Below are 17,971 nucleotides of genomic sequence, written 5' to 3'. Positions count from 1 at the left end.
TCTCCCGTTTGGGGCGCGCAGCCTACGGCGCGCCGGTCGGGAGCTATATAGGTAACAGTGTCAGTGGCGGAAAGGGGTTGACGGTCTGCGGCAGGGCTGGCCGGACGCCGGAAAGAGTAGAGGCGATCGGAAGGGTCGAGAACGTTTCGTCAGCTCGATCCGGTCGCCTGGCTGGCAATCCGCGGCGATGGAGAGCGTGAAGTACTCAGTCCGGTCTTCGACGGTGACCTGGACAAGGCTGTCCCGCGTGAATCTGCCCACCTGGATCGTGAAGCGATCGACCGTCCCGTAAACGGCGACGGGATCGCCCATCGGCGCGCGGTTGCTGATCGCCACGCCAGCCCACAAGAGTCCGGCCGTGGCCAAGACGCCGCTCGTGAGCATCAACGGCAAGATCCAGTCCGGGCCGCGTACCGCCCAAAGGAGCAGCAGTCGGTCCCTGGTGGCTCTTTTCATCCCATCTGCGCCCGGTGCCGCAGCATCGCGTCCGCCAGAACGCAGGCCGCCATCGCCTCGACCACCGGCACGCCGCGCAGCGCCACGCAGGGATCGTGGCGGCCCTTGGTGCGCAGATCGGTCTCGGCGCCGTCGCGGGTGACGGTCTGGCGTGGCGTCAGGATCGAGGAGGTCGGCTTGAAGGCGACCCGTGCGGTCACCGGTTGGCCGGTCGAGAGGCCGCCCAGCACGCCGCCCGCGTGGTTCGACAGGAACACCGGCCGGCCATCGTCGCCCATGCGCATCTGGTCGGCGTTGTCCTCGCCCGACAGTTCGGCCGCGCCGAAGCCGGCGCCGATCTCGACGCCCTTGACCGCATTGATCGACATCATGGCGGCGGCCAATTCGGCGTCGAGCTTCCCGTAGACGGGCGCGCCCCAGCCGGCAGGCACGCCCGTGACTTCCAGCGCGACAACGGCGCCGATCGAAGAGCCCGCCTTGCGGACAGCGTCCAGATACGCCTCCCACGCCGGGACGACCTCGGCCGAGGCCGCGAACAGGGCGTTGTCGTAAACCGCGTCGAAATCCAGCGCTTCCGGCGCGATCCGGTGCGGCCCCAGCTGAATCACGCCGGCGCGGATGCGCACTCCGTCGCCGAGAACCTTGCGCGCCACGGCCCCCGCCGCGACCCGCATCGCCGTCTCGCGGGCCGAGGACCGACCGCCGCCGCGGTGGTCGCGGACGCCGTATTTGGTTTGGTAGGTGAAGTCGGCGTGGCCAGGCCGGAAGGCGCGGGCGATGTCGCCATAGTCCTTCGATCGGGCGTCTTCGTTGGTGATCTCGATGGCGATCGGCGTGCCGGTGGTGACCGGGCCGGCGCCGTCGTCGAACACGCCGGACAGGATGCGGGCGGTGTCGCTCTCCTGCCGCTGGGTGACGAAGCGGCTGCCGCCGGGCTTGCGGCGGTCCAGCCACGGTTGCAGGTCGGCCTCGCCCAGGGGGATCAGGGGCGGGCAGCCGTCGATGACGCAGCCGATCGCCGGTCCGTGGCTTTCGCCCCAGGTGGTCACGCGAAACAGATGGCCGAAGGTGTTGTGGGACATGTCCCGTCAGGCTTAGGCCGCCAGCCGGTCCGGCGTCCAGACGCGGGTGAAGCGGATCAGCAGATCCTCGGCTGCCGAGGGCGCGTCGTCGGAGGGCCTCAGGTCGACGAACAGATGGCCCTGCGGTCGCCGCCCCCGAGCGGGCAGGCCCAGGCCCTTCAGGCGCAGGCGCAGCGGCGTCTGGCCGGCTACGATCCAGGCCGAGCGGGCTCCGGCGTGGGTGTCGATCTCCAGCCGGCCTCCATCCTCGCGCAGGCGCGTCGGGATCGGGTGTTCCATGAACAGGTCGTCGCCGAGCACCCTGAGCCCGTCGGCGGCCCGGATCAGCACCGGCAGGTAGACATCGGCGCCGCCGGCGCCGGCGCCGCGCAGGCGCAGATGCTCGCCGCTGCGAAGCCCCTTGGGCAGGCGGACGTCCAGCGTGCGTCCGGCGAGCCGGACGGCGACGCGGCCGCCGTTCAGGGCGTCCATCGGTCCGATGGCGACGACGGGCGGGGAGGGTGGGCGCGCCGGCGGGGCGGCCAGCGCCAGCGGCCGCGCCTCGTGGCTCTGGATCAGCCGCCAGGCCGCGATCACCCGCCGGAAGCGGTCGGCGTCTCCGCCGGGGGCGGAGGGAAGCGCGGCCTTCACCGCCGCCCGGAAGGCGGCCGTCAGCGCCTCGCCGTCAGCCGGGCCGGTCAGGCCCAGCAGGGCTTGGGCCTCGGCGAGGGAGGCGACTTCAGAGTGCGATCGGGCGCGCATCCGCCACTAAGGCCGCAATCATGGTCAAGGTCGGGTTAACCGTGACGCCTCTCCCCAGCGGGGTCGGGAGCGTCTATCTGGAGGTCATGACCGCGCCCGTGATCCCGCCCAGCCCGACCCGCGAGGAGTATGCGGAGCAATACGCCGCCGCCCTCGCCGCCAACGGGGACGAATCCATCTTCGAGCGGCCGGAACCGATCGCCCTGTTCGTGGAGTGGCTGACCGACGCCCGCGCAAGCGAACCCAACGACGCCAACGCCATGGCCCTGGCCACGGTGGACGCGGCGGGACTGCCGGACGCGCGGATGGTCCTGCTCAAGGACGTCGATGCCCGCGGCTTCACCTTCTATTCGAACCGCGAGAGCGCCAAGGGCGAGGCGCTGGCGGCGCATCCGGCGGCGGCCCTGCTGTTCCACTGGAAGTCGCTGCGGCGGCAGGTGCGGGTGCGCGGGGCCGTCGAACCGGTCAGCGCAGCCGAGGCCGACGCCTATTTCGCGAGCCGCGCCCGCGAGAGCCGCATCGGGGCCTGGGCCTCGGACCAGTCCCGCCCGCTGGACAGCCGCGCGACCCTGGAACTCGCCGTGGCCCGAGAGACCGCCCGCTTCGCCGACGGCGACGTGCCGAGGCCCGAACGCTGGACCGGCTGGCGCGTCTTGCCCGACAGCATCGAGTTCTGGCGGGACCGGCCATTCCGGCTGCATGACCGGCTGCGTTTTGACAGGGCTGCGGGCGGCTGGACGAAGACGCGGCTCTGGCCCTGAGGTTCAGGCGCCGTACCGGGCGAGGAAGGTCTCGACCGCCTCGGCGGCGATGGCCTCGATCGAGCGGCGCACGCGCACTTCGTCGCCCGTGACCAGCGGCACGAAGAAGACCGGGTGCTCGATCATCCCCATCAGGTGACCCGCCGCCCACGACGGATGCTCGACCGGCCCCAGGGCGCCCGACCTGGACAGCCGGACGATGATCCCGATCAGGGTCGCGCCGAACTCCGACCGGCCCTTCTCGAAGAAGCGCAGCGCCAGGGCCTGGAAGCGCGGCCGCTCGGCCATCACCAGCCGGAAGATCGAGCGCACGAACGGGTCGCCCATGAACCCGCCGTAGGCCTCGGCGAAACTGGTCAGGGCGGCGCGGGCGTCGCCCTCGATGGCGCGGACGCAGGCCATCTGGCGGGAGAAGTCCTCCGCGGCGTCGTCGATCACCGCCGTGAACAGCGCCGCCTTGCCGCCGAACAGGGCGTAGAGGGTGGCCGTCGACACCCCGGCCTCGCGCGCGATCGGCTCGATCTTGGTCGCCGCATAGCCCTCCCGGACGAAATGCTGACGCGCATGCCGCACGATCAGCTGCCGCTTGGGATCGGGCGTCGGGGCCGGAACGGTGACGGAGCCGTGCATGGGTGGGTCGCCTGCTTGAACGCCAAGCTGACGCACGCCAGACCGCGCGGTCAAGGGGTCGCCGACCGCTGTTCGACGATCAGCCGGTGAAGAGGCTCGCGAGCAACGGGTGGGCCAGCACCGGCGCCGCCAGCCGGACCACAGCCTGCGGGTCCTCCAGCCGCACCGCCGCCGTGGCGTCGGCGACGATGAAGTCGGCGTTGACCCGCGACGGCTCGGTCAGCCGCTCATGGCCCGGCCGGACGGTGGTGAGATACTGGTGGATCACGGAGTCGGCGGTCCGGCCCCGCTCGGCCTGGTCGCGCAACAGCCGGCGGATGAAGCGGATGTCGGCGGGGGTGTCCACGAACACCCGGATGTCGAACAGCTCGACCAGCCCGGGCGTGCACAGCAGGTGGGTGCCCTCGACGATCACCACCTGGGCCGCGCGCACCCGCTCGCCGCCCGGCTCCCGGCCATGATGGATGAAGGAGTAGATCGGCGCGGTGATGTCCCGGCCGGCCTTGAGCGCGGCGAGATCCCGGATCATCAGCTCATGGTCCCGCGCCGCCACGTCGTCGAAATCGAAGGTGGCGGCGTCGAAGCCCGGCAGGCTGGCCGCGTCGCGGTAGTAGGAGTCCTCGCGCACCAGCACAGCGGCGCCGGAGGGGAGGGCGGCGACCAGCGTCTCGGCCAGGGTGCTCTTGCCCGAGCCGGACCCTCCGGTGATGGCGATGAGAATGGGCATGCAGCCTTCTAGGGCCAAGCCGAGGCCAACGCCAAGGCGCCCCGGTTGACCCGGCGTCACGTTGCCTAACGCTGACCGCCCCGATACTCCTTTCGGCAAGCGTCTCGATAAGCAGACGCAGGCGAGGGATATCGATGCTCGGATTGATGCAGGACTGGCCGCTGACGGTCGACAGGATCATCGACCACGCCAGGAATTGGCACGGCCACCGCGAGGTCGTGACCCGCTCGGTCGAAGGCCCGATCGTCCGCACCACCTACGCCGAGATCCACGCCCGCGCCAAACGCGTCTCGGGCGTGCTCAAGGACTGGGACGTCAGGGTCGGCGACCGCATCGCCACCCTGGCCTGGAACAGCGGCCGCCACATCGAGGCCTGGTACGGCATCATGGGCATCGGCGCGGTCTGCCACACGCTGAACCCGCGCCTGTTCCCGGAGCAGCTGGCCTACATCATCAACCACGCCGAGGATAAGATCATCTTCGTCGACCTGACCTTCATCCCCCTGCTGGAGGCGGTGCTGCCGCACTGTCCCTCGGTCGAGCGGGTCGTGGTCCTGACCGACGAACTGCACATGCCGGCGACGAAACTGCCCGGCGCGGAATGCTACGAGGCCCTGCTGTCGACCGCCTCCGAAGACGTCGAATGGGGCGGCTTCGACGAACAGACCGCATGCGGCCTCTGCTACACCTCGGGCACGACCGGCAATCCGAAGGGGGTGCTGTATTCGCACCGCTCCAACTTCATCCATACGCTGCTGGGCCTGCAGACCACGGTGCTGGGCGCGACGCCAAGCGAGGTCATCCTGCCGGTGGTGCCGATGTTCCACGCCAACGCCTGGGGCATCGCCTTCGGCGGGCCGGCGGCGGGCTCCAAGCTGGTCCTGCCCGGCGCCCGCATGGACGGCGCGGCCATCTACGAGCTGATCGAGAGCGAGGGCGTCACCTTCTCCGCCGCCGTGCCGACCGTGTGGCAGGGCCTGCTGACTCACCTGCGCGAGAACAATCTCAAGATCCCCAGCGTCAAGCGCGTCCTGATCGGCGGCTCGGCCGTGCCGGAAAGCCTGATCCGCGCCTTCCACGACGAATTCGGCATCGAGGTGCTGCAAGGCTGGGGCATGACCGAAACCTCGCCGATCGGCACCCTGTCCAACCTGCCGCCCGAGCTGAAGGCCCTGCCGTACGACGAGCAGATGAAGTGGCGCGTCAAGCAGGGCACGCCGCCGCTGGGCGTCGAGCTCAAGCTGAAGAACTACGCCGGTCAGGAGATGCCCCACGACGGGCACACCTACGGGCGGCTGATGATCAAGGGGCCGACGATCGCCGGGGCCTATTTCAAGGGCGAGGGCGGCGACATCCTCGACCACGAGGGCTTCTTCGACACTGGCGACGTGGCCACCATCGACGAACAGGGCTTCATGCAGATCACCGACCGCGCCAAGGACGTGATCAAGTCGGGCGGCGAGTGGATCAGCTCGATCGAGATCGAGAACATCGCCGTCGGCCATCCCAAGGTCGATCTGGCCGCCGTCATCGGCGCGGCGCATCCCAAATGGGACGAACGCCCGGTGCTGGTCCTCAAGCTCAAGCCCGGCCAGGCCGAGAACAAGCAGGAGCATCTGGACTTCCTGCACGGCAAGATCGCCAAATGGTGGATGCCGGACGACGTCGTCTTCGTCGACGACATCCCGCTCGGCGCAACCGGCAAGATCGACAAGAAGACTCTGCGCGAGCGGATGAAGGACTACCGACTTCCGACGGGAGGCTGAGGCGGATGGCGACGGGAAAACGCGGACCGGGCGGGGGCGGGATGCGCCTCCTGGCGGTCGCCGTCCTGGCTCCGCTGTTCGTCCTCGTCGCCGCCGGGGGGACGCGGTTTGGCCTGTGGAGCTATGAGACCGGCCATGATGTCCTGACGATGCGCATCGGCGTGGTGCTGGCGACGATGGCGGCGCTGGCCGCCCTGGCGCTAGTGGTCGCCGCCTTGCGTCGCCGGGCCTCGCCCGGGGTGGCGGCGCTCGCTGTCATCGTCTCGGCCCTCACCCTGGGAGGGCTCTGGTGGCATATGACCCGGACCGCCTCCGGGCCGCCCGACGACATCAGCACCGACCTGGCCGAGGTCCCGGGCTTCGGTCCACTGGGAGCCCGCCGGGGTCGCTCGGGGCCAGCCGAGACGGGCGGCGCGGAGGCTTGCCCGGGAGCGGTTCCGGCGATGACCCAGGTGGCTCCGCAGACCGCCGCCTGGGCGCTGCAGGAATCGGGCTTCAGCCTGCAAGGAAGCGTCACGGTGGCGCGTGCGGCGGGGACCCATCGCGGCTTCTGGTTCGGCACGGCCCACGACGCGGTGATCCGGATTCGCCCCGGTCGGACGGACATTCGCGTCGCCGCCCGGGACGGACATCCGCACGCCGGCGAGGCCTGTCGGCTGGTGACGGAGATCAGCGCCAGGCTGCGCAGCCTCGAATAGGCTCAGGCCAGGCTCCAGACGGCGTCGATCGCGGGCTCCGGCTCGGCCCGGGCGCGTCCGGCCCGCTCCAGCGCGATCAGATGGGCCCAGACCGACAGACCCGCGGCCGGCCACAGGCGCGAATCCACCGCTGCGTAGAGGGTCGGAACCATGTCGGCGATCCGTCGCGGACCGGCCGTCAGCTGGCTGACGATCTGCCCTTCCCGCTCCAGCCGATGGGCCCGATAGGCCGCCAGGAACGGCCCCGGTTCGGTGATCGGCGCGCCGTGGGTCGGCCAGAGGGTCGAGAAGCCGCGGACGATCACTGCGTCCAGGCTGGCCATATAGGTGGTCATGTCGCCGTCGGGCGGCGCCACCACCGTGGTCGACCAGCCCATCACGTGGTCGCCGCTGAACAGGGCGTTCTCCTCGCGCAGCACGAAGGCCAGGTGGTTGGAGGCGTGGCCGGGGGTGGCCAGGGCTTCGATCGTCCAGCCGTCCCCCCCGATCATCTCGCCCCCGGTCAGCACGACATCGGGGGCGAAGGCCTCGTCGTCTTCCTCGTCCAGCGCGGCCGAGACGTGGACGACCCGGGCCGGCGGCCGCGCCGCCAGCACCGGCGCGCCGACCGCTTCGGCGAAGGGGCGGGCGAGGGGAGAGTGGTCCCGGTGCGTATGGGTGACCAGCACATGGGTGACCGTCTGGCCCTCCACAGCCTTGAGCAGGGCGGCCAGATGGGACTCGTCCGGCGGACCCGGATCGAGCACCGCCACGCCGGCGCCCGGCTCGGCCCGCCCGATCAGGTAGGTCCCGGTGCCGGTGAAGGTGAACGGCCCGGGATTGGCCGCGATCACCCGGCGGATCAGCGGCGAGACGCGATCGGCCCGGCCGTAGGCCACGTCCAGTTCTCGAACGAAGGGGATCATGCGGCGGGGCGGCGGAGGCGGCCCGGCCCTTGCCTCGCACCCCCGTAATTCATCCGCGGAGTGCCCGACATGGCCGTTTCCATCGCCCTGTCTGTATCAAAACGGCTCCAGCCCATCGCGGCGGCCTTCCTGTGTCTCATGGCGGCGCAACTCGCCGTGGCGTCCTGCACGCCCGATCCGGCCCCCTACGCCGTGCGGGTCGGCGTTGCGCGCTGAACCCTTATAGCGGAAGCCGGCTGAGGTCGTAGCCTGCGGCCGCCGCCGCCGCGCGCAGGTCTTCGGGGTCGGCGCCCGCCTCACGCTCGGCCATCGCCCAGGCGGCCGCCGACCGCATCCCCGACCGGCAGAAGAACAGCGCCTTGCCATCCTCTCCCAGGATCCCGAGGGCCTCGCGGGTGGCGGCGACTGCGGCAGGATCGGGAAGGCCTCGCGCCGGGGCGTGCACGACCGTCATTCCCGCCTCGGCCGCGGCCCGAGCGATCTCGGCGGCGGTGGGCTGGCCCGGCTCCTCGTCGTCGGGACGGTGATTCACCAAACAGGTGAACCCGGCTCGCCGCAGGTCCGAAACCTGCCCCGGCGTCACCTGGCCGGTGACCCACACCTGGCTGGAGAGGGGCCGAAAAACAGCGGTCGGGCTGGTCATTTGCTTAGGCTTTTCAACAGCGTCACCTTGTGTGTGGCGGGATTGCGACAGGCCCGCGACGATTGGGTTACGGGACCGTAATTATGCTGCGTTCGGCCGTTGCCAAGTCTAAGGTCAAGGCAATCTGCGTGCATTGGGGTGCGCGGAGTTTGGTTGCCGTCGATGCTCGCTTCCTCCTGGATGCGCCCGGCGGTCTCAGGAGGACCACCCTTTGAAGACCCAAACCATCAAGCAGCGTTTGCTGCATTCGACGATGATCGGCGGAGCGGCGCTCATGGCGCTGGTCGCGGCTCCGGCCGTGATGCTCGCGACGCCGACCACCGCGGTCGCGCAGGACTACACCACCGGCACGCTCGCCGGCACGGTGCAGGGCAACGACGGCCAGCCGATCGCCGGCGCCTCTGTCACGGTCCGCTCGGCGGCCCAGGGCATCAGCCGCTCGGCGGTCACGGGCGCTGACGGCAGCTTCCGCATCGCGCTGATCCCGACCGGCGCCTACGACGTCACCGTCGAGGCCGCGGGCCGCGACACCCTGACCGAGCGCGTGAACGTCACGCTCGGCGGCGTGTCGAACTTCGCCTTCACCGTCGGCTCGGCCGGCGGCGCCACGGACGTCGGCGAAGTCGTCGTCACCGGCGTTCGCCGCCAGCTCGACCTGTCGCGCACCGCGACCGGCGTGACCGTGGACGTCGACGAACTGGTCGACCAGGTCCCGGTGGCCCGCAACATCACGGCCGTCACCCTGCTGGCGCCCGGCGCCGTCGCGGGCGACACCTCGTTCGCTGTCGGCAGCGCCCAGCTCCAGGCTCCGCCGTCGCTGTCGGGCGCCTCGCCCGCCGAGAACGCGTTCTTCGTCAACGGCCTGAACATCACCAACTTCGTCAACGGCCTCGGCGGCGCCACGGTGCCGTTCGAGTTCTACAAGACGGTGGAAGTGAAGACCGGCGGCTACTCGGCCGAGTTCGGCCGCGCCACGGGCGGCGTGATCAACGCCATCACCAAGTCGGGCACCAACGACTTCGTGCTGGAACTGCACGGCACCTGGGCTCCCGACTCGCTGCGCGAGGACTCGCCGAACGGCGTGACCACGCCGAACGCCATCGGCGCCTACAACGCGCTGTCGGGCTTCGAAGAGAAGACCTTCACGGTCGAACTGGGCGGTCCGATCATCCGTGACCGGCTGTTCGCCTACGGCATCGTGGCCTACCAGGACACGGAATCGCAGGTCGCCACCCTGGGCGGCACCTATTCGGAAGACACCTTCAGCGACGACCCGTTCTACGGCGTCAAGCTGGACGGCTACGTCACCGACGATCACCGCCTCGAGTTCACCTACTTCGACACGTCGCGGACCCGCACCCGTCAGAACTACGCGTTCAACACCACGACGGGCGTGGTCGACTACAGCAACGTGCTCACCACCGACACCCTGCAACAGGGCGGCGAGAACTGGGTGGGCCGTTACACCGGCACCATCACCGACTGGCTGACCATCTCGGCCGCCTACGGTGAAAGCACCACCGACCAGTCGGCCGTGAACAACCTGATCGGCGAATCCCTGGTCAACGACTTCCGCGGCGGCACCACGACCCGCCGCAGCCGTCAGTCGGCGGCCGCGACGACCACGCCGTTCATCGCCGAACGCACCTTCTGGCGCGCCGACGCCGATATCTTCTTCGACATGTGGGGTCAGCACCACGTGCGGCTCGGCTACGACAAGGAAGAGACGCTGCTGACGGAAAGCTCCGTCCGCAACGGCGGCCGCAACATCGAGTACCGGGAAGCCGTCGCCGGCAACACCCTGGGCCTCGCCGCGGGCGACGAGTACATCCAGACCCGCGTCTTCACCTCGGGTGGCGGCTTCGGCGGCGAGAACACCGCCTGGTACATCCACGACTCGTGGGACGTGAACGACAACCTGAACCTGCAGATCGGCTTCCGGAACGACACCTTCTCGGTGGCGGACCCGAACGGCACCAGCTTCATCGACTTCGACGGTGAGAAGGCTCTGCGTCTGGGCTTCGCCTATGACCCGATGGCCGACGGCACGATGCGCTTCTACGGTTCGTACGGCCGCTACTTCCTGCCGCCGGCCTCGAACACGGCGTTCCGCATCGCCTCGCCGGCGATCGACTTCAACGAGTTCTTCCGCGGCAGCGGCCCCGGTGGCGACATCGGCCCGCTGGATCCGGTCACCGGTCTCCCGACCGGCGGCTTCGGCACGCAGATCACCTCGGCCACCGGCGCCACCAGCCTGCAGAACTGCCCGGCCGGCATCGGCGCTACGTCGCCCGGCGCCACGGCCTGCTCGCTCCGTGACGACGGCACCTCGACGCCGCCGGAACTGATCTCGGCCCGCAACCTGGCCTCGACCTTCGAGGACGAGTTCCGCCTCGGCTTCGAATACCGCATGACGGACCTCTGGACCGTCGGCGTCAACGCCACCTACCGCAAGCTGGGCCGGGTCGTCGAAGACGCCCTGCTCGACCAGGGCGTGATCGGCTACTGCCAACGCGAGGGCATCCCCCTGGTGCTGGCCGGCGCCGCCGAGGGCTGCGCCGAGCTGTTCCCGGGTCAGAGCTACTATCTGATCATCAACCCGGGCTTCGACACGGAAGTGACCCTGCCGGTCACCTTCGACGGCGAAACGGGTCCGCGGACCATCACCCTGTCGGCCGAAGACCTCGGCATCCCGAAGGCCACGCGTGAGTACACGGCCCTCGAGTTCACCTTCGAACGCGCCTTCGACGGCGTGTGGGGCCTGCAAGGCTCGTATGTGCTGTCCCGCTCGGAAGGCAACTACGAAGGCGCGGTCAAGTCCGACATCGGTCAGACCGACGCCGGCATCGTCCAGGACTTCGACTTCCTGTCGTTCATCCCGGGCGCCTACGGCCTGCTGCCGAACCACCGCGGTCACCAGTTCAAGGCCTTTGGGTCCTGGCAGGCGACTCCGGAGCTGCTGGTCGGCGCCAACCTGTCGGTCACCTCGCCCCGCCGCTACGGCTGCATCGGCCTGGCTCCGAACGACTACGCCGGCGGCGAAGGCCAGGTGGCCAACGACTCGTACGGCGCGGCCGCCCGCTTCTGCAACAACCTGGTTGTGGACCGCGGTTCCGTCTTCGCGACGGATTGGGTGACCCGCTTCGACCTGTCGTTCCGCTACAGCCTGGACGAAATGGTCCCGGGCAACCTGGTTCTGCGGGCTGACATCTTCAACGTCTTCGATCTCGACTCGTCCATCCAGGCGAACGAGTTCGGCGAGGGCGACGATGGCCAGCCGGAAGCCGACTACCAGGCCCCGACGGCCTTCCAGGCCCCGCGCTCGGTGCGGATCGGCTTCGACTGGGCCTTCTAAGGCGCCGTTCGGAACCAAAAGGATGAGCGGCGGGCCCCCGGGCCCGCCGCTTTTTCTTTGCCCCGATTTTTCGTTGCGGAGGGGCCGTCATCTAAAAACCATTGCCGCGTCTCAAGCGTTGCGGCATCCGAACCTCGTCCGACGGTCAGATTTCCGGAGCCTTCATGATCGCCAGCCTCGCCTTCGCCGCCGCCCTCCTGATCCAGGTCCCGCCCGCGGACGCCCAGGACGGGCCCGTCGTCACCGCCGCCCAGGACGGCCCGGTGGCCACCGCCGCGCCCGCGACGGGCGAGACGGTCGAGGCCCTGCGCATTCGTGAGGCGGTCGCCTACGCCAACCCCCTGCCGCGCGGCGCGCCGGAGCAGGACTATCCGCTGGTCGCCTGGTGCGAGGCGCTGGTGAACGGCCACGTGGCCCTGGGAGAGACCCTGACAGACGCCGATCCGCTGGACCGGGACATCATCCGGCTCGGCCGGCTCGAGGCCGCCGACTTCCATTCGGCCCTGCAGGCCGCCGAACCGCGCCAGACGCCCGCCAGCCGCGCCGCCGCCCAGGCCGCCGCGGCCGAGGCCGCCGCCAAATGGGCTCCCCTGGCGGGCCAGGACGAGGCGGTGCGCAGCCAGGCCTTCGGCCTGTTCTTCGGCCTGCCCGGTCGTTGCGAACACGCCGCCCGCCGCCTGCGCGAGAACATCACGACGCCGCCGGCGACCCCGGAAGAGGTCGGGCTGGAGTAGGGCGGGAGAGTGGCTGGTGGCTGGTGGCTGGTGGCTAGTGGGTAGTATCGGGAGCTCGGTCTTGGCCGGGAGGAGGCCTACTCAAATCAGCAGCCACTGGCGACTAGCCACCGGCCACCAGCCACCAGCCACTCCCCTTACGCCGCCGCCGCCTCCGCCCCCGGGTCGTAGTTCAGGATGGGGCCCAGCCAGCGTTCGGCCGTCGCCATGTCCCAGCCCTTGCGGCGGGCGTAGTCTTCGACCTGGTCGCGGTCGATCTTGCCGACGCCGAAATAGTGGCTCTCCGGGTGACCGAAATACAGGCCCGAGACCGCCGCCGTCGGAGTCATGGCGAAGCTCTCGGTCAGGTGAATCTCCGCCTTCGCTTCCGCCTGCAAAAGCTTGAACAGCGTCGCCTTTTCGGTGTGGTCTGGCTGGGCCGGATAACCCGGGGCCGGGCGGATGCCCTGGTAGGACTCGGCGATCAGATCATCGACCGAGGTCGCCTCGTCCGGCGCATAGCCCCACAGCCGGGTGCGGACCTCCTTGTGCAGCCGCTCGGCGAAGGCCTCCGCCAGCCGGTCGGCCAGGGCCGTGGCCATGATCGCCGAATAGTCGTCCCCGGCCGCCTTGAACGCGGCCGCCCGCTCCAGTTCGCCGTGCCCCGCCGTGACCGCGAAGGCCCCGATCCAGTCCTCGCCGTTCTCGGCCACGAAGTCGGACAGGCACAGGTTCGGCTTGCCGTTGGTCTTGGCCATCTGCTGGCGCAGGCCGTGGAAACGCGCCAGCTCCGTCGTGCGGCTCTCGTCGCTCCACACCACGACGTCGTCGCCGCGCGCATTGGCGGGCCAGAAGCCGACCACGCCCCGCGCCGTGTACCAGCGCTCCTCGACGATCCGCTTCAGCATCGCCTGCGCATCCCGGAACAGGTCGCGCGCCGCCTCGCCGACGATCTCGTCCTCGAGGATCAGCGGATAGCGGCCGATCAGCTCCCAGCTGGCGAAGAACGGCGTCCAGTCGATGTGGTCGGCCAGGTCTTGCAGATCCCAGCCGTCGAACGCCCTGCCCCCGAGGAACGACGGCCTCGGGGGCAGGGCGGGGGATTGCGGCCGGAAGCGGTTGGCCCGCGCCGCCGGCAGCGCCGCCCGCGCCTTGACCTCTCGCCCGCGTGCGAACTGCTCGCGGATGCGGACATATTCCTCGCGCGTCGCCCGTTCGTTCTTCGCCTTCTCCGTCGGCGACAGCAGGCCCGAGACCACGCCCACCGCCCGCGAGGCGTCGATGACATAGGTGGTCGAGCCGCGCCTGTAGCCCGGCTCCACCTTCACCGCCGTATGGGTCCGGCTGGTCGTCGCCCCGCCGATCAGCAGCGGGATGTCGAAACCCCGCCGTTCCATCTCGCGCGCCACGAAGACCATCTCGTCGAGGCTCGGCGTGATCAGCCCGGACAGGCCGATGATGTCGACCTTGTGCTCGATCGCCGCGTCGAGGATGCGGTCGGCCGGAACCATCACTCCCAGGTCGATGACCTCGTAATTGTTGCACTGGAGCACGACGCCGACGATGTTCTTGCCGATGTCGTGGACGTCGCCCTTGACCGTCGCCATCAGGATCTTGCCGGCCTGCTGACGCGGCTGGCCCGACTTCTCCGCCTCCATGAACGGTTCCAGCCAGGCCACCGCCTGCTTCATGACCCGCGCCGACTTGACCACCTGCGGCAGGAACATCTTGCCCGAGCCGAACAGGTCGCCGACCACGTTCATCCCGTCCATCAGCGGCCCTTCGATGACGTGCAGCGGCCGCTCCGCCTGCAGCCGCGCCTCCTCCGTGTCCTGCTCGATCCAGTCGGTGATGCCGTGCACCAGGGCGTGCTCGATCCGCTTGGCCACCGGCTGATCGCGCCACTTCAGGTCGACGACCCGCGCCGCCCCCTTGTCGCCCTTGTACGACGGCGCCAGTTCGACCAGCCGCTCGGTGTTCGAGACGTTTGTCCGCGGCGGCTGGTTCAGGATCACGTCCTCGACCGCCTCGCGCAGCACCGGGTCGATGTCGTCATAGACGGGCAGGTCGCCGGCGTTGACGATGCCCATGTCCATGCCCGCCTGGATGGCGTGGTACAGGAAGACCGAGTGGATCGCCCGGCGGACCGGCTCGTTGCCACGGAAGCTGAACGACACGTTCGAGACCCCGCCCGACACCCGCGCGTAGGGCAGGGTGGCCTTGATCACCCGCGTCGCCTCGATGAAGTCGACGGCGTAGTTGTCGTGCTCCTCGATCCCCGTCGCGACGGCGAAGATGTTGGGATCGAAGATGATGTCCTCGGGCGGGAAGCCGACCTCGTCCACGAGGATGCGATAGGCGCGGGTGCAGATCTCGATCTTGCGCGCCGCCGTGTCGGCCTGGCCCTGTTCGTCGAAGGCCATGACCACCACGGCGGCCCCGTAGCGCAGGCATTTCACCGCCTGCTCGCGGAACTCGGCCTCGCCCGCCTTCATCGAGATGGAATTGACGATCGGCTTGCCCTGGACGCATTTCAGCCCGGCCTCGATCACCTCCCATTTCGAGCTGTCGATCATCACCGGCACGCGGGCGATGTCGGGCTCGGCCGCGATCAGGTTCAGGAAGGTGCGCATGGCCACGACGCCGTCCAGCAGCCCCTCGTCCATATTGACGTCGATGACCGAGGCCCCCGCCTCGACCTGCTGCCGCGCCACCGCCAGCGCCCCGGCGTAATCGCCCTCGACCACCAGCTTCCGGAATTTGGCCGAGCCGGTGACGTTGGTCCGCTCGCCGACGTTGATGAAGGTCGGCCTCATGCGCTGGCTACCCAGCCCCGGAAGGTGAACCCGACATAGAACGGCGTCACGGCTCCAAAGCCGGCCTCATGCAACAGCCGCTCGTCGTCTTCCGGGCTCAGCACGGGCAGGCCTTCCTCGACGCCCTTGCGGCGTTTCCGCGCCATCTCAGGCGTGCCGCCGGACGCGACGATGTAGGCCTCTTCGAGGTCGCGCCACCGGCTCCGCTCTTCAGCAGGCTGCTGCGGAAAGCTGCAATGGGCGACGACGAAGGGCGCGCCGGGGGCCAGCCGCTGGTGGACCTGCCGCAGGGTGCGAAGGCGCTCTGCCGCTGGCAGAAAATGAAGGGTGAGGATGCAGACCGCTCCGTCGAACGGCCCGGTCGGGGCGTCGTCGATATAGCCGAGGTGAAGGGTGGCCCGCCCTGCATGGTCGCCGAGTGTTTCACGGGCGAGGTCGAGCATCGGCTCCGAGGGGTCGACTCCGTCCAACGACCAGTCAGGCCGTGCCTCGGCCAGGAGGCGCAGCTCCATGCCGCCGCCCGCTCCCAGCACAAGGATCCTGCCGCCCTGCGGCGCGCGCTGGGCCAGAAGGACGGAGGCCATGAGATGCATGGAGTCGAAGCCCGGCACCGTCCGGCGGGCGTTCTGCGTATAGCTCGCCAGCGCCGTGCGCTCAGAAAAGGGTTGGGCGCTCAAGGTGTTCACGCCACCAGCTCGAACGGTTCCAAGCCCGAAAGCCGCATCGCCACCGGCCGCTCGGGTATCGCGCGGGGCATCACGCCGGCGACCTCGTCGGCGACATGGCGGATATGCTCCGGCGTGGTGCCGCAGCAGCCGCCGACGATGTTGACCAGACCCGACCGCGCCCACTCCTCGATGAAATGGGCCGTCTCGTGCGGCTGCTCGTCGTATTCGCCCATGGCGTTGGGCAGGCCGGCGTTGGGGTAGGCGGCGACGAGGGTGTCGGCCACCCGCGACAGCTCGGCGATGAACGGCCGCATCAGCTCGCCGCCCAGGGCGCAGTTGAAGCCGACCGCGAACGGCTTCGCATGCCTGACGCTGTGCCAGAAGGCCTCGGCCGTCTGGCCGCTCAGGGTGCGGCCCGACCGGTCGACGATGGTGCCGGAAATCCAGATCGGCAGCGACTCAAGCCCCTCGTCGGCGAGGTCGAGGATGGCCTTGATCGCCGCCTTGCAGTTGAGCGTGTCGGTGATCGTCTCGATCAGGAACAGGTCGACGCCGCCGGCGTGCAGCGCCTTCACCTGCTGGCGGTAGGCGTCATAGACCTGGTCGAAGGTGACCAGCCGCGCGCCGGGATCGTTCACGTCCGACGACATCGACAGCATCTTGTTCAACGGCCCGATCGAGCCAGCCACGAAGCGCGGCTTGTCGGGAGTCCTCGCGGTCCAGCGGTCCGCGACCGCCCGCGCCAGCTTCGCGCCTTCCAGGTTGATGTCCCACACCGCCTGCTGGTCCAGCCCGTAGTCGTCCTGGGCGATGGTCGTCGCCGAGAAGGTATTGGTCTCGGTGATGTCGGCGCCGGCGGCGAAATACTGATCGTGCAGGTCAGAGATGACATCGGGACGGGTGAGACACAGGATGTCGTTGTTGCCCTTCATCTGGCCGTTGTGGCCGGCGAAGCGTTCGCCGCGGAACTCGGCCTCGGACAGCTCGCGCCGCTGGATCATCACGCCCCAGCTGCCGTCGAGGACGAGGATGCGCTCCTTCGCGGCGGCATGCAGGGCGGCGATGCGGTCGGCGCGGCTCATGCCTCGGCCCTCTGCTCGCGCACGCCCAGCACCCGGCAGATGGCGTAGACCAGGTCGGCGCGGTTCAGGGTGTAGAAGTGGAAGTCGGCGAAGCCTTCCTCCTGCAGCCGGGCGCACATCTCGGCGGCCACCGAGGCGGCGATCAGCTTGCGGGTCTCCGGATCGTCATCGAGGCCGTCGAAATGGGCCGCCAGCCAGTCTGGGATGGCGGTCCCGCAACTGCCGCACATCCGCTTCAGCCCGGCGAAGTTGGACACCGGCATGATGCCCGGGATGATCGGGACGCTGAGCCCCGCCGCCCGCACCCGGTCGCGGAATCTCAGGAAGGCGTCGATGTCGAAGAAGAACTGGCTGATCGCCCGGGTCGCCCCGGCGTCGACCTTGGCCTTCAGCACATGAATGTCGTGAACCGACGAGGGGCTTTCGGGATGGCCTTCCGGATAGCAGCCGACGCTGATCTCGAAATCGCCACGCCGCGCCACGGCGGCGGCCAGTTCGGTGGCGTTGGCATAGCCGTCGGCGCGCGGGACGTAGGCGCCGCCGAGTCCCGCGCCGCCCGGCGGGTCGCCGCGCAGCGCCACGATGTGGCGCACCCCGGCGTCGCGATAGCCGTCGATCACCGCATCGACCTCGTCGCGGCTGGCCTCGACGCAGGTCAGGTGGGCGGCGGGGGTCAGATCGGTCTCGGCGAGGATGCGCTGCACCGTGCGGTGGGTGCGTTCCCGGGTTGAGCCGCCGGCCCCGTAGGTCACCGACACGAAGTCCGGCTTCAGCGGGGCCAGGCGGGTGACGGCCTTCCACAGGCTGGCCTCGGCCTCGTCCGACTTGGGCGGGAAGAATTCGAACGACACGCGCGGGCGCGAGGCGTCCTGACCGGCGCGCGCCACCGGGCCCAGCGGCGACAGCAGCAGGGCGCGCGCCTCGGCGA

General features: G+C 69.7%; 17 protein-coding genes. 6 read left to right on the top strand and 11 right to left on the bottom strand.

Going from position 1 to position 17,971, the window contains the following annotated elements; translation table 11 throughout:
- Positions 1-60: 60 nt before the first annotated feature.
- The 3 genes from VEA98_RS06465 to VEA98_RS06455 are packed head-to-tail and all read right to left on the bottom strand — an operon-like array spanning position 61 to position 2,279.
- Positions 61-456, bottom strand: a complete 396-nt coding sequence (locus tag VEA98_RS06465) for a hypothetical protein (protein WP_324811971.1) — start codon at positions 454-456, stop codon at positions 61-63.
- Positions 453-1,538: a chorismate synthase gene (aroC, locus tag VEA98_RS06460; RefSeq protein WP_324811969.1), complete on the bottom strand. Its 1,086-nt coding sequence runs from the start codon at positions 1,536-1,538 to the stop codon at positions 453-455. Before aroC ends, VEA98_RS06465 begins: the two co-directional genes overlap by 4 nt.
- 12 nt (positions 1,539-1,550) lie before the next feature.
- On the bottom strand, positions 1,551-2,279 hold the full coding sequence (locus VEA98_RS06455; protein WP_324811966.1) for a DnaJ C-terminal domain-containing protein: 729 nt from the start codon (positions 2,277-2,279) through the stop codon (positions 1,551-1,553).
- Between the two features lie 86 nt (positions 2,280-2,365).
- Between VEA98_RS06455 and pdxH the strand changes: the two genes are divergently transcribed.
- Positions 2,366-3,040, top strand: a complete 675-nt coding sequence (gene pdxH, locus VEA98_RS06450; RefSeq protein WP_324811964.1) for a pyridoxamine 5'-phosphate oxidase — start codon at positions 2,366-2,368, stop codon at positions 3,038-3,040.
- Positions 3,041-3,043: 3 nt separating this feature from the next.
- Here pdxH and VEA98_RS06445 read toward each other — a convergent pair whose 3' ends face one another.
- Positions 3,044-3,670, bottom strand: coding sequence for a TetR/AcrR family transcriptional regulator (locus VEA98_RS06445; RefSeq protein ID WP_324811961.1), 627 nt, complete (start codon positions 3,668-3,670; stop codon positions 3,044-3,046).
- A 79-nt stretch (positions 3,671-3,749) separates the two neighbouring features.
- Positions 3,750-4,397, bottom strand: coding sequence for a uridine kinase (gene udk / locus VEA98_RS06440; RefSeq protein WP_324811958.1), 648 nt, complete (start codon positions 4,395-4,397; stop codon positions 3,750-3,752).
- Positions 4,398-4,531: 134 nt separating this feature from the next.
- Here udk and VEA98_RS06435 point away from each other — a divergent pair, with 134 nt between their 5' ends.
- Both VEA98_RS06435 and VEA98_RS06430 read left to right on the top strand, forming a co-directional pair.
- Positions 4,532-6,163, top strand: a complete 1,632-nt coding sequence (locus tag VEA98_RS06435) for a long-chain-fatty-acid--CoA ligase (protein WP_324811955.1) — start codon at positions 4,532-4,534, stop codon at positions 6,161-6,163.
- Between the two features lie 41 nt (positions 6,164-6,204).
- Positions 6,205-6,861, top strand: a complete 657-nt coding sequence (locus VEA98_RS06430) for a DUF1499 domain-containing protein (protein ID WP_324811953.1) — start codon at positions 6,205-6,207, stop codon at positions 6,859-6,861.
- Positions 6,862-6,863: 2 nt separating this feature from the next.
- On the opposite strand, the gene VEA98_RS06425 is transcribed toward VEA98_RS06430, so the two are convergent.
- Entirely contained in the window at positions 6,864-7,766 is a 903-nt protein-coding gene (locus tag VEA98_RS06425) for an MBL fold metallo-hydrolase (protein WP_324811951.1), read from the bottom strand.
- Between the two features lie 69 nt (positions 7,767-7,835).
- Here VEA98_RS06425 and VEA98_RS06420 point away from each other — a divergent pair, with 69 nt between their 5' ends.
- Positions 7,836-7,982 carry a hypothetical protein gene (locus VEA98_RS06420; RefSeq protein WP_324811948.1) on the top strand — a complete coding sequence of 49 codons (147 nt, stop codon included), beginning with the start codon at positions 7,836-7,838 and terminating at the stop codon, positions 7,980-7,982.
- Positions 7,983-7,986: 4 nt separating this feature from the next.
- Here VEA98_RS06420 and VEA98_RS06415 read toward each other — a convergent pair whose 3' ends face one another.
- On the bottom strand, positions 7,987-8,409 hold the full coding sequence (locus VEA98_RS06415; protein WP_324811945.1) for a TIGR01244 family sulfur transferase: 423 nt from the start codon (positions 8,407-8,409) through the stop codon (positions 7,987-7,989).
- A 211-nt stretch (positions 8,410-8,620) separates the two neighbouring features.
- On the opposite strand from VEA98_RS06415, the gene VEA98_RS06410 reads away from it, so the two are divergent.
- Positions 8,621-11,764 carry a TonB-dependent receptor gene (locus VEA98_RS06410; RefSeq protein ID WP_324811943.1) on the top strand — a complete coding sequence of 1,048 codons (3,144 nt, stop codon included), beginning with the start codon at positions 8,621-8,623 and terminating at the stop codon, positions 11,762-11,764.
- A 164-nt stretch (positions 11,765-11,928) separates the two neighbouring features.
- Positions 11,929-12,498 (top strand): hypothetical protein, encoded by a 570-nt coding sequence (locus tag VEA98_RS06405; RefSeq protein WP_324811940.1) that lies wholly within the window; start codon positions 11,929-11,931, stop codon positions 12,496-12,498.
- Between the two features lie 137 nt (positions 12,499-12,635).
- On the opposite strand, the gene metH is transcribed toward VEA98_RS06405, so the two are convergent.
- From metH to metF, 4 genes are read right to left on the bottom strand one after another with little or no spacing between them, the layout of a single operon-like run.
- A complete protein-coding gene (metH, locus tag VEA98_RS06400) occupies positions 12,636-15,293 on the bottom strand; it encodes a methionine synthase (RefSeq protein ID WP_324811938.1) in 2,658 nt (885 codons plus the stop codon).
- Complete coding sequence (locus VEA98_RS06395) at positions 15,290-15,979, bottom strand: class I SAM-dependent methyltransferase (protein WP_324811934.1); 690 nt, start codon at positions 15,977-15,979, stop codon at positions 15,290-15,292. The genes metH and VEA98_RS06395 overlap by 4 nt, the downstream gene beginning before the upstream one ends.
- Positions 15,976-17,043, bottom strand: coding sequence for a homocysteine S-methyltransferase family protein (locus VEA98_RS06390; RefSeq protein WP_324811931.1), 1,068 nt, complete (start codon positions 17,041-17,043; stop codon positions 15,976-15,978). The genes VEA98_RS06395 and VEA98_RS06390 overlap by 4 nt, the downstream gene beginning before the upstream one ends.
- Positions 17,040-17,954 (bottom strand): methylenetetrahydrofolate reductase [NAD(P)H], encoded by a 915-nt coding sequence (metF, locus tag VEA98_RS06385; protein ID WP_324812042.1) that lies wholly within the window; start codon positions 17,952-17,954, stop codon positions 17,040-17,042. The genes VEA98_RS06390 and metF overlap by 4 nt, the downstream gene beginning before the upstream one ends.
- Positions 17,955-17,971: the final 17 nt, after the last annotated feature.

The sequence above is a fragment of the Brevundimonas sp. genome (assembly GCF_035627055.1).
Taxonomy (GTDB): domain Bacteria; phylum Pseudomonadota; class Alphaproteobacteria; order Caulobacterales; family Caulobacteraceae; genus Brevundimonas.
The sequence above is the reverse complement of the archived record's forward strand: the minus strand, read 5'-3'. Positions and strand labels throughout refer to the sequence as shown.

Excerpts from the sequence above, each read along its gene's own strand:
- udk (WP_324811958.1), bottom strand. The coding sequence starts at position 4,397 with ATGCCCATTCTCATCGCCATCACCGGAGGGTCCGGCTCGGGCAAGAGC.
- metH (WP_324811938.1), bottom strand. The coding sequence starts at position 15,293 with ATGAGGCCGACCTTCATCAACGTCGGCGAGCGGACCAACGTCACCGGC.
- VEA98_RS06420 (WP_324811948.1), top strand. The coding sequence starts at position 7,836 with ATGGCCGTTTCCATCGCCCTGTCTGTATCAAAACGGCTCCAGCCCATC.
- VEA98_RS06445 (WP_324811961.1), bottom strand. The coding sequence starts at position 3,670 with ATGCACGGCTCCGTCACCGTTCCGGCCCCGACGCCCGATCCCAAGCGG.
- VEA98_RS06390 (WP_324811931.1), bottom strand. The coding sequence starts at position 17,043 with ATGAGCCGCGCCGACCGCATCGCCGCCCTGCATGCCGCCGCGAAGGAG.
- VEA98_RS06425 (WP_324811951.1), bottom strand. The coding sequence starts at position 7,766 with ATGATCCCCTTCGTTCGAGAACTGGACGTGGCCTACGGCCGGGCCGAT.
- VEA98_RS06435 (WP_324811955.1), top strand. The coding sequence starts at position 4,532 with ATGCTCGGATTGATGCAGGACTGGCCGCTGACGGTCGACAGGATCATC.
- aroC (WP_324811969.1), bottom strand. The coding sequence starts at position 1,538 with ATGTCCCACAACACCTTCGGCCATCTGTTTCGCGTGACCACCTGGGGC.
- VEA98_RS06465 (WP_324811971.1), bottom strand. The coding sequence starts at position 456 with ATGAAAAGAGCCACCAGGGACCGACTGCTGCTCCTTTGGGCGGTACGC.
- VEA98_RS06405 (WP_324811940.1), top strand. The coding sequence starts at position 11,929 with ATGATCGCCAGCCTCGCCTTCGCCGCCGCCCTCCTGATCCAGGTCCCG.
- VEA98_RS06430 (WP_324811953.1), top strand. The coding sequence starts at position 6,205 with ATGCGCCTCCTGGCGGTCGCCGTCCTGGCTCCGCTGTTCGTCCTCGTC.
- VEA98_RS06455 (WP_324811966.1), bottom strand. The coding sequence starts at position 2,279 with ATGCGCGCCCGATCGCACTCTGAAGTCGCCTCCCTCGCCGAGGCCCAA.
- pdxH (WP_324811964.1), top strand. The coding sequence starts at position 2,366 with ATGACCGCGCCCGTGATCCCGCCCAGCCCGACCCGCGAGGAGTATGCG.
- VEA98_RS06415 (WP_324811945.1), bottom strand. The coding sequence starts at position 8,409 with ATGACCAGCCCGACCGCTGTTTTTCGGCCCCTCTCCAGCCAGGTGTGG.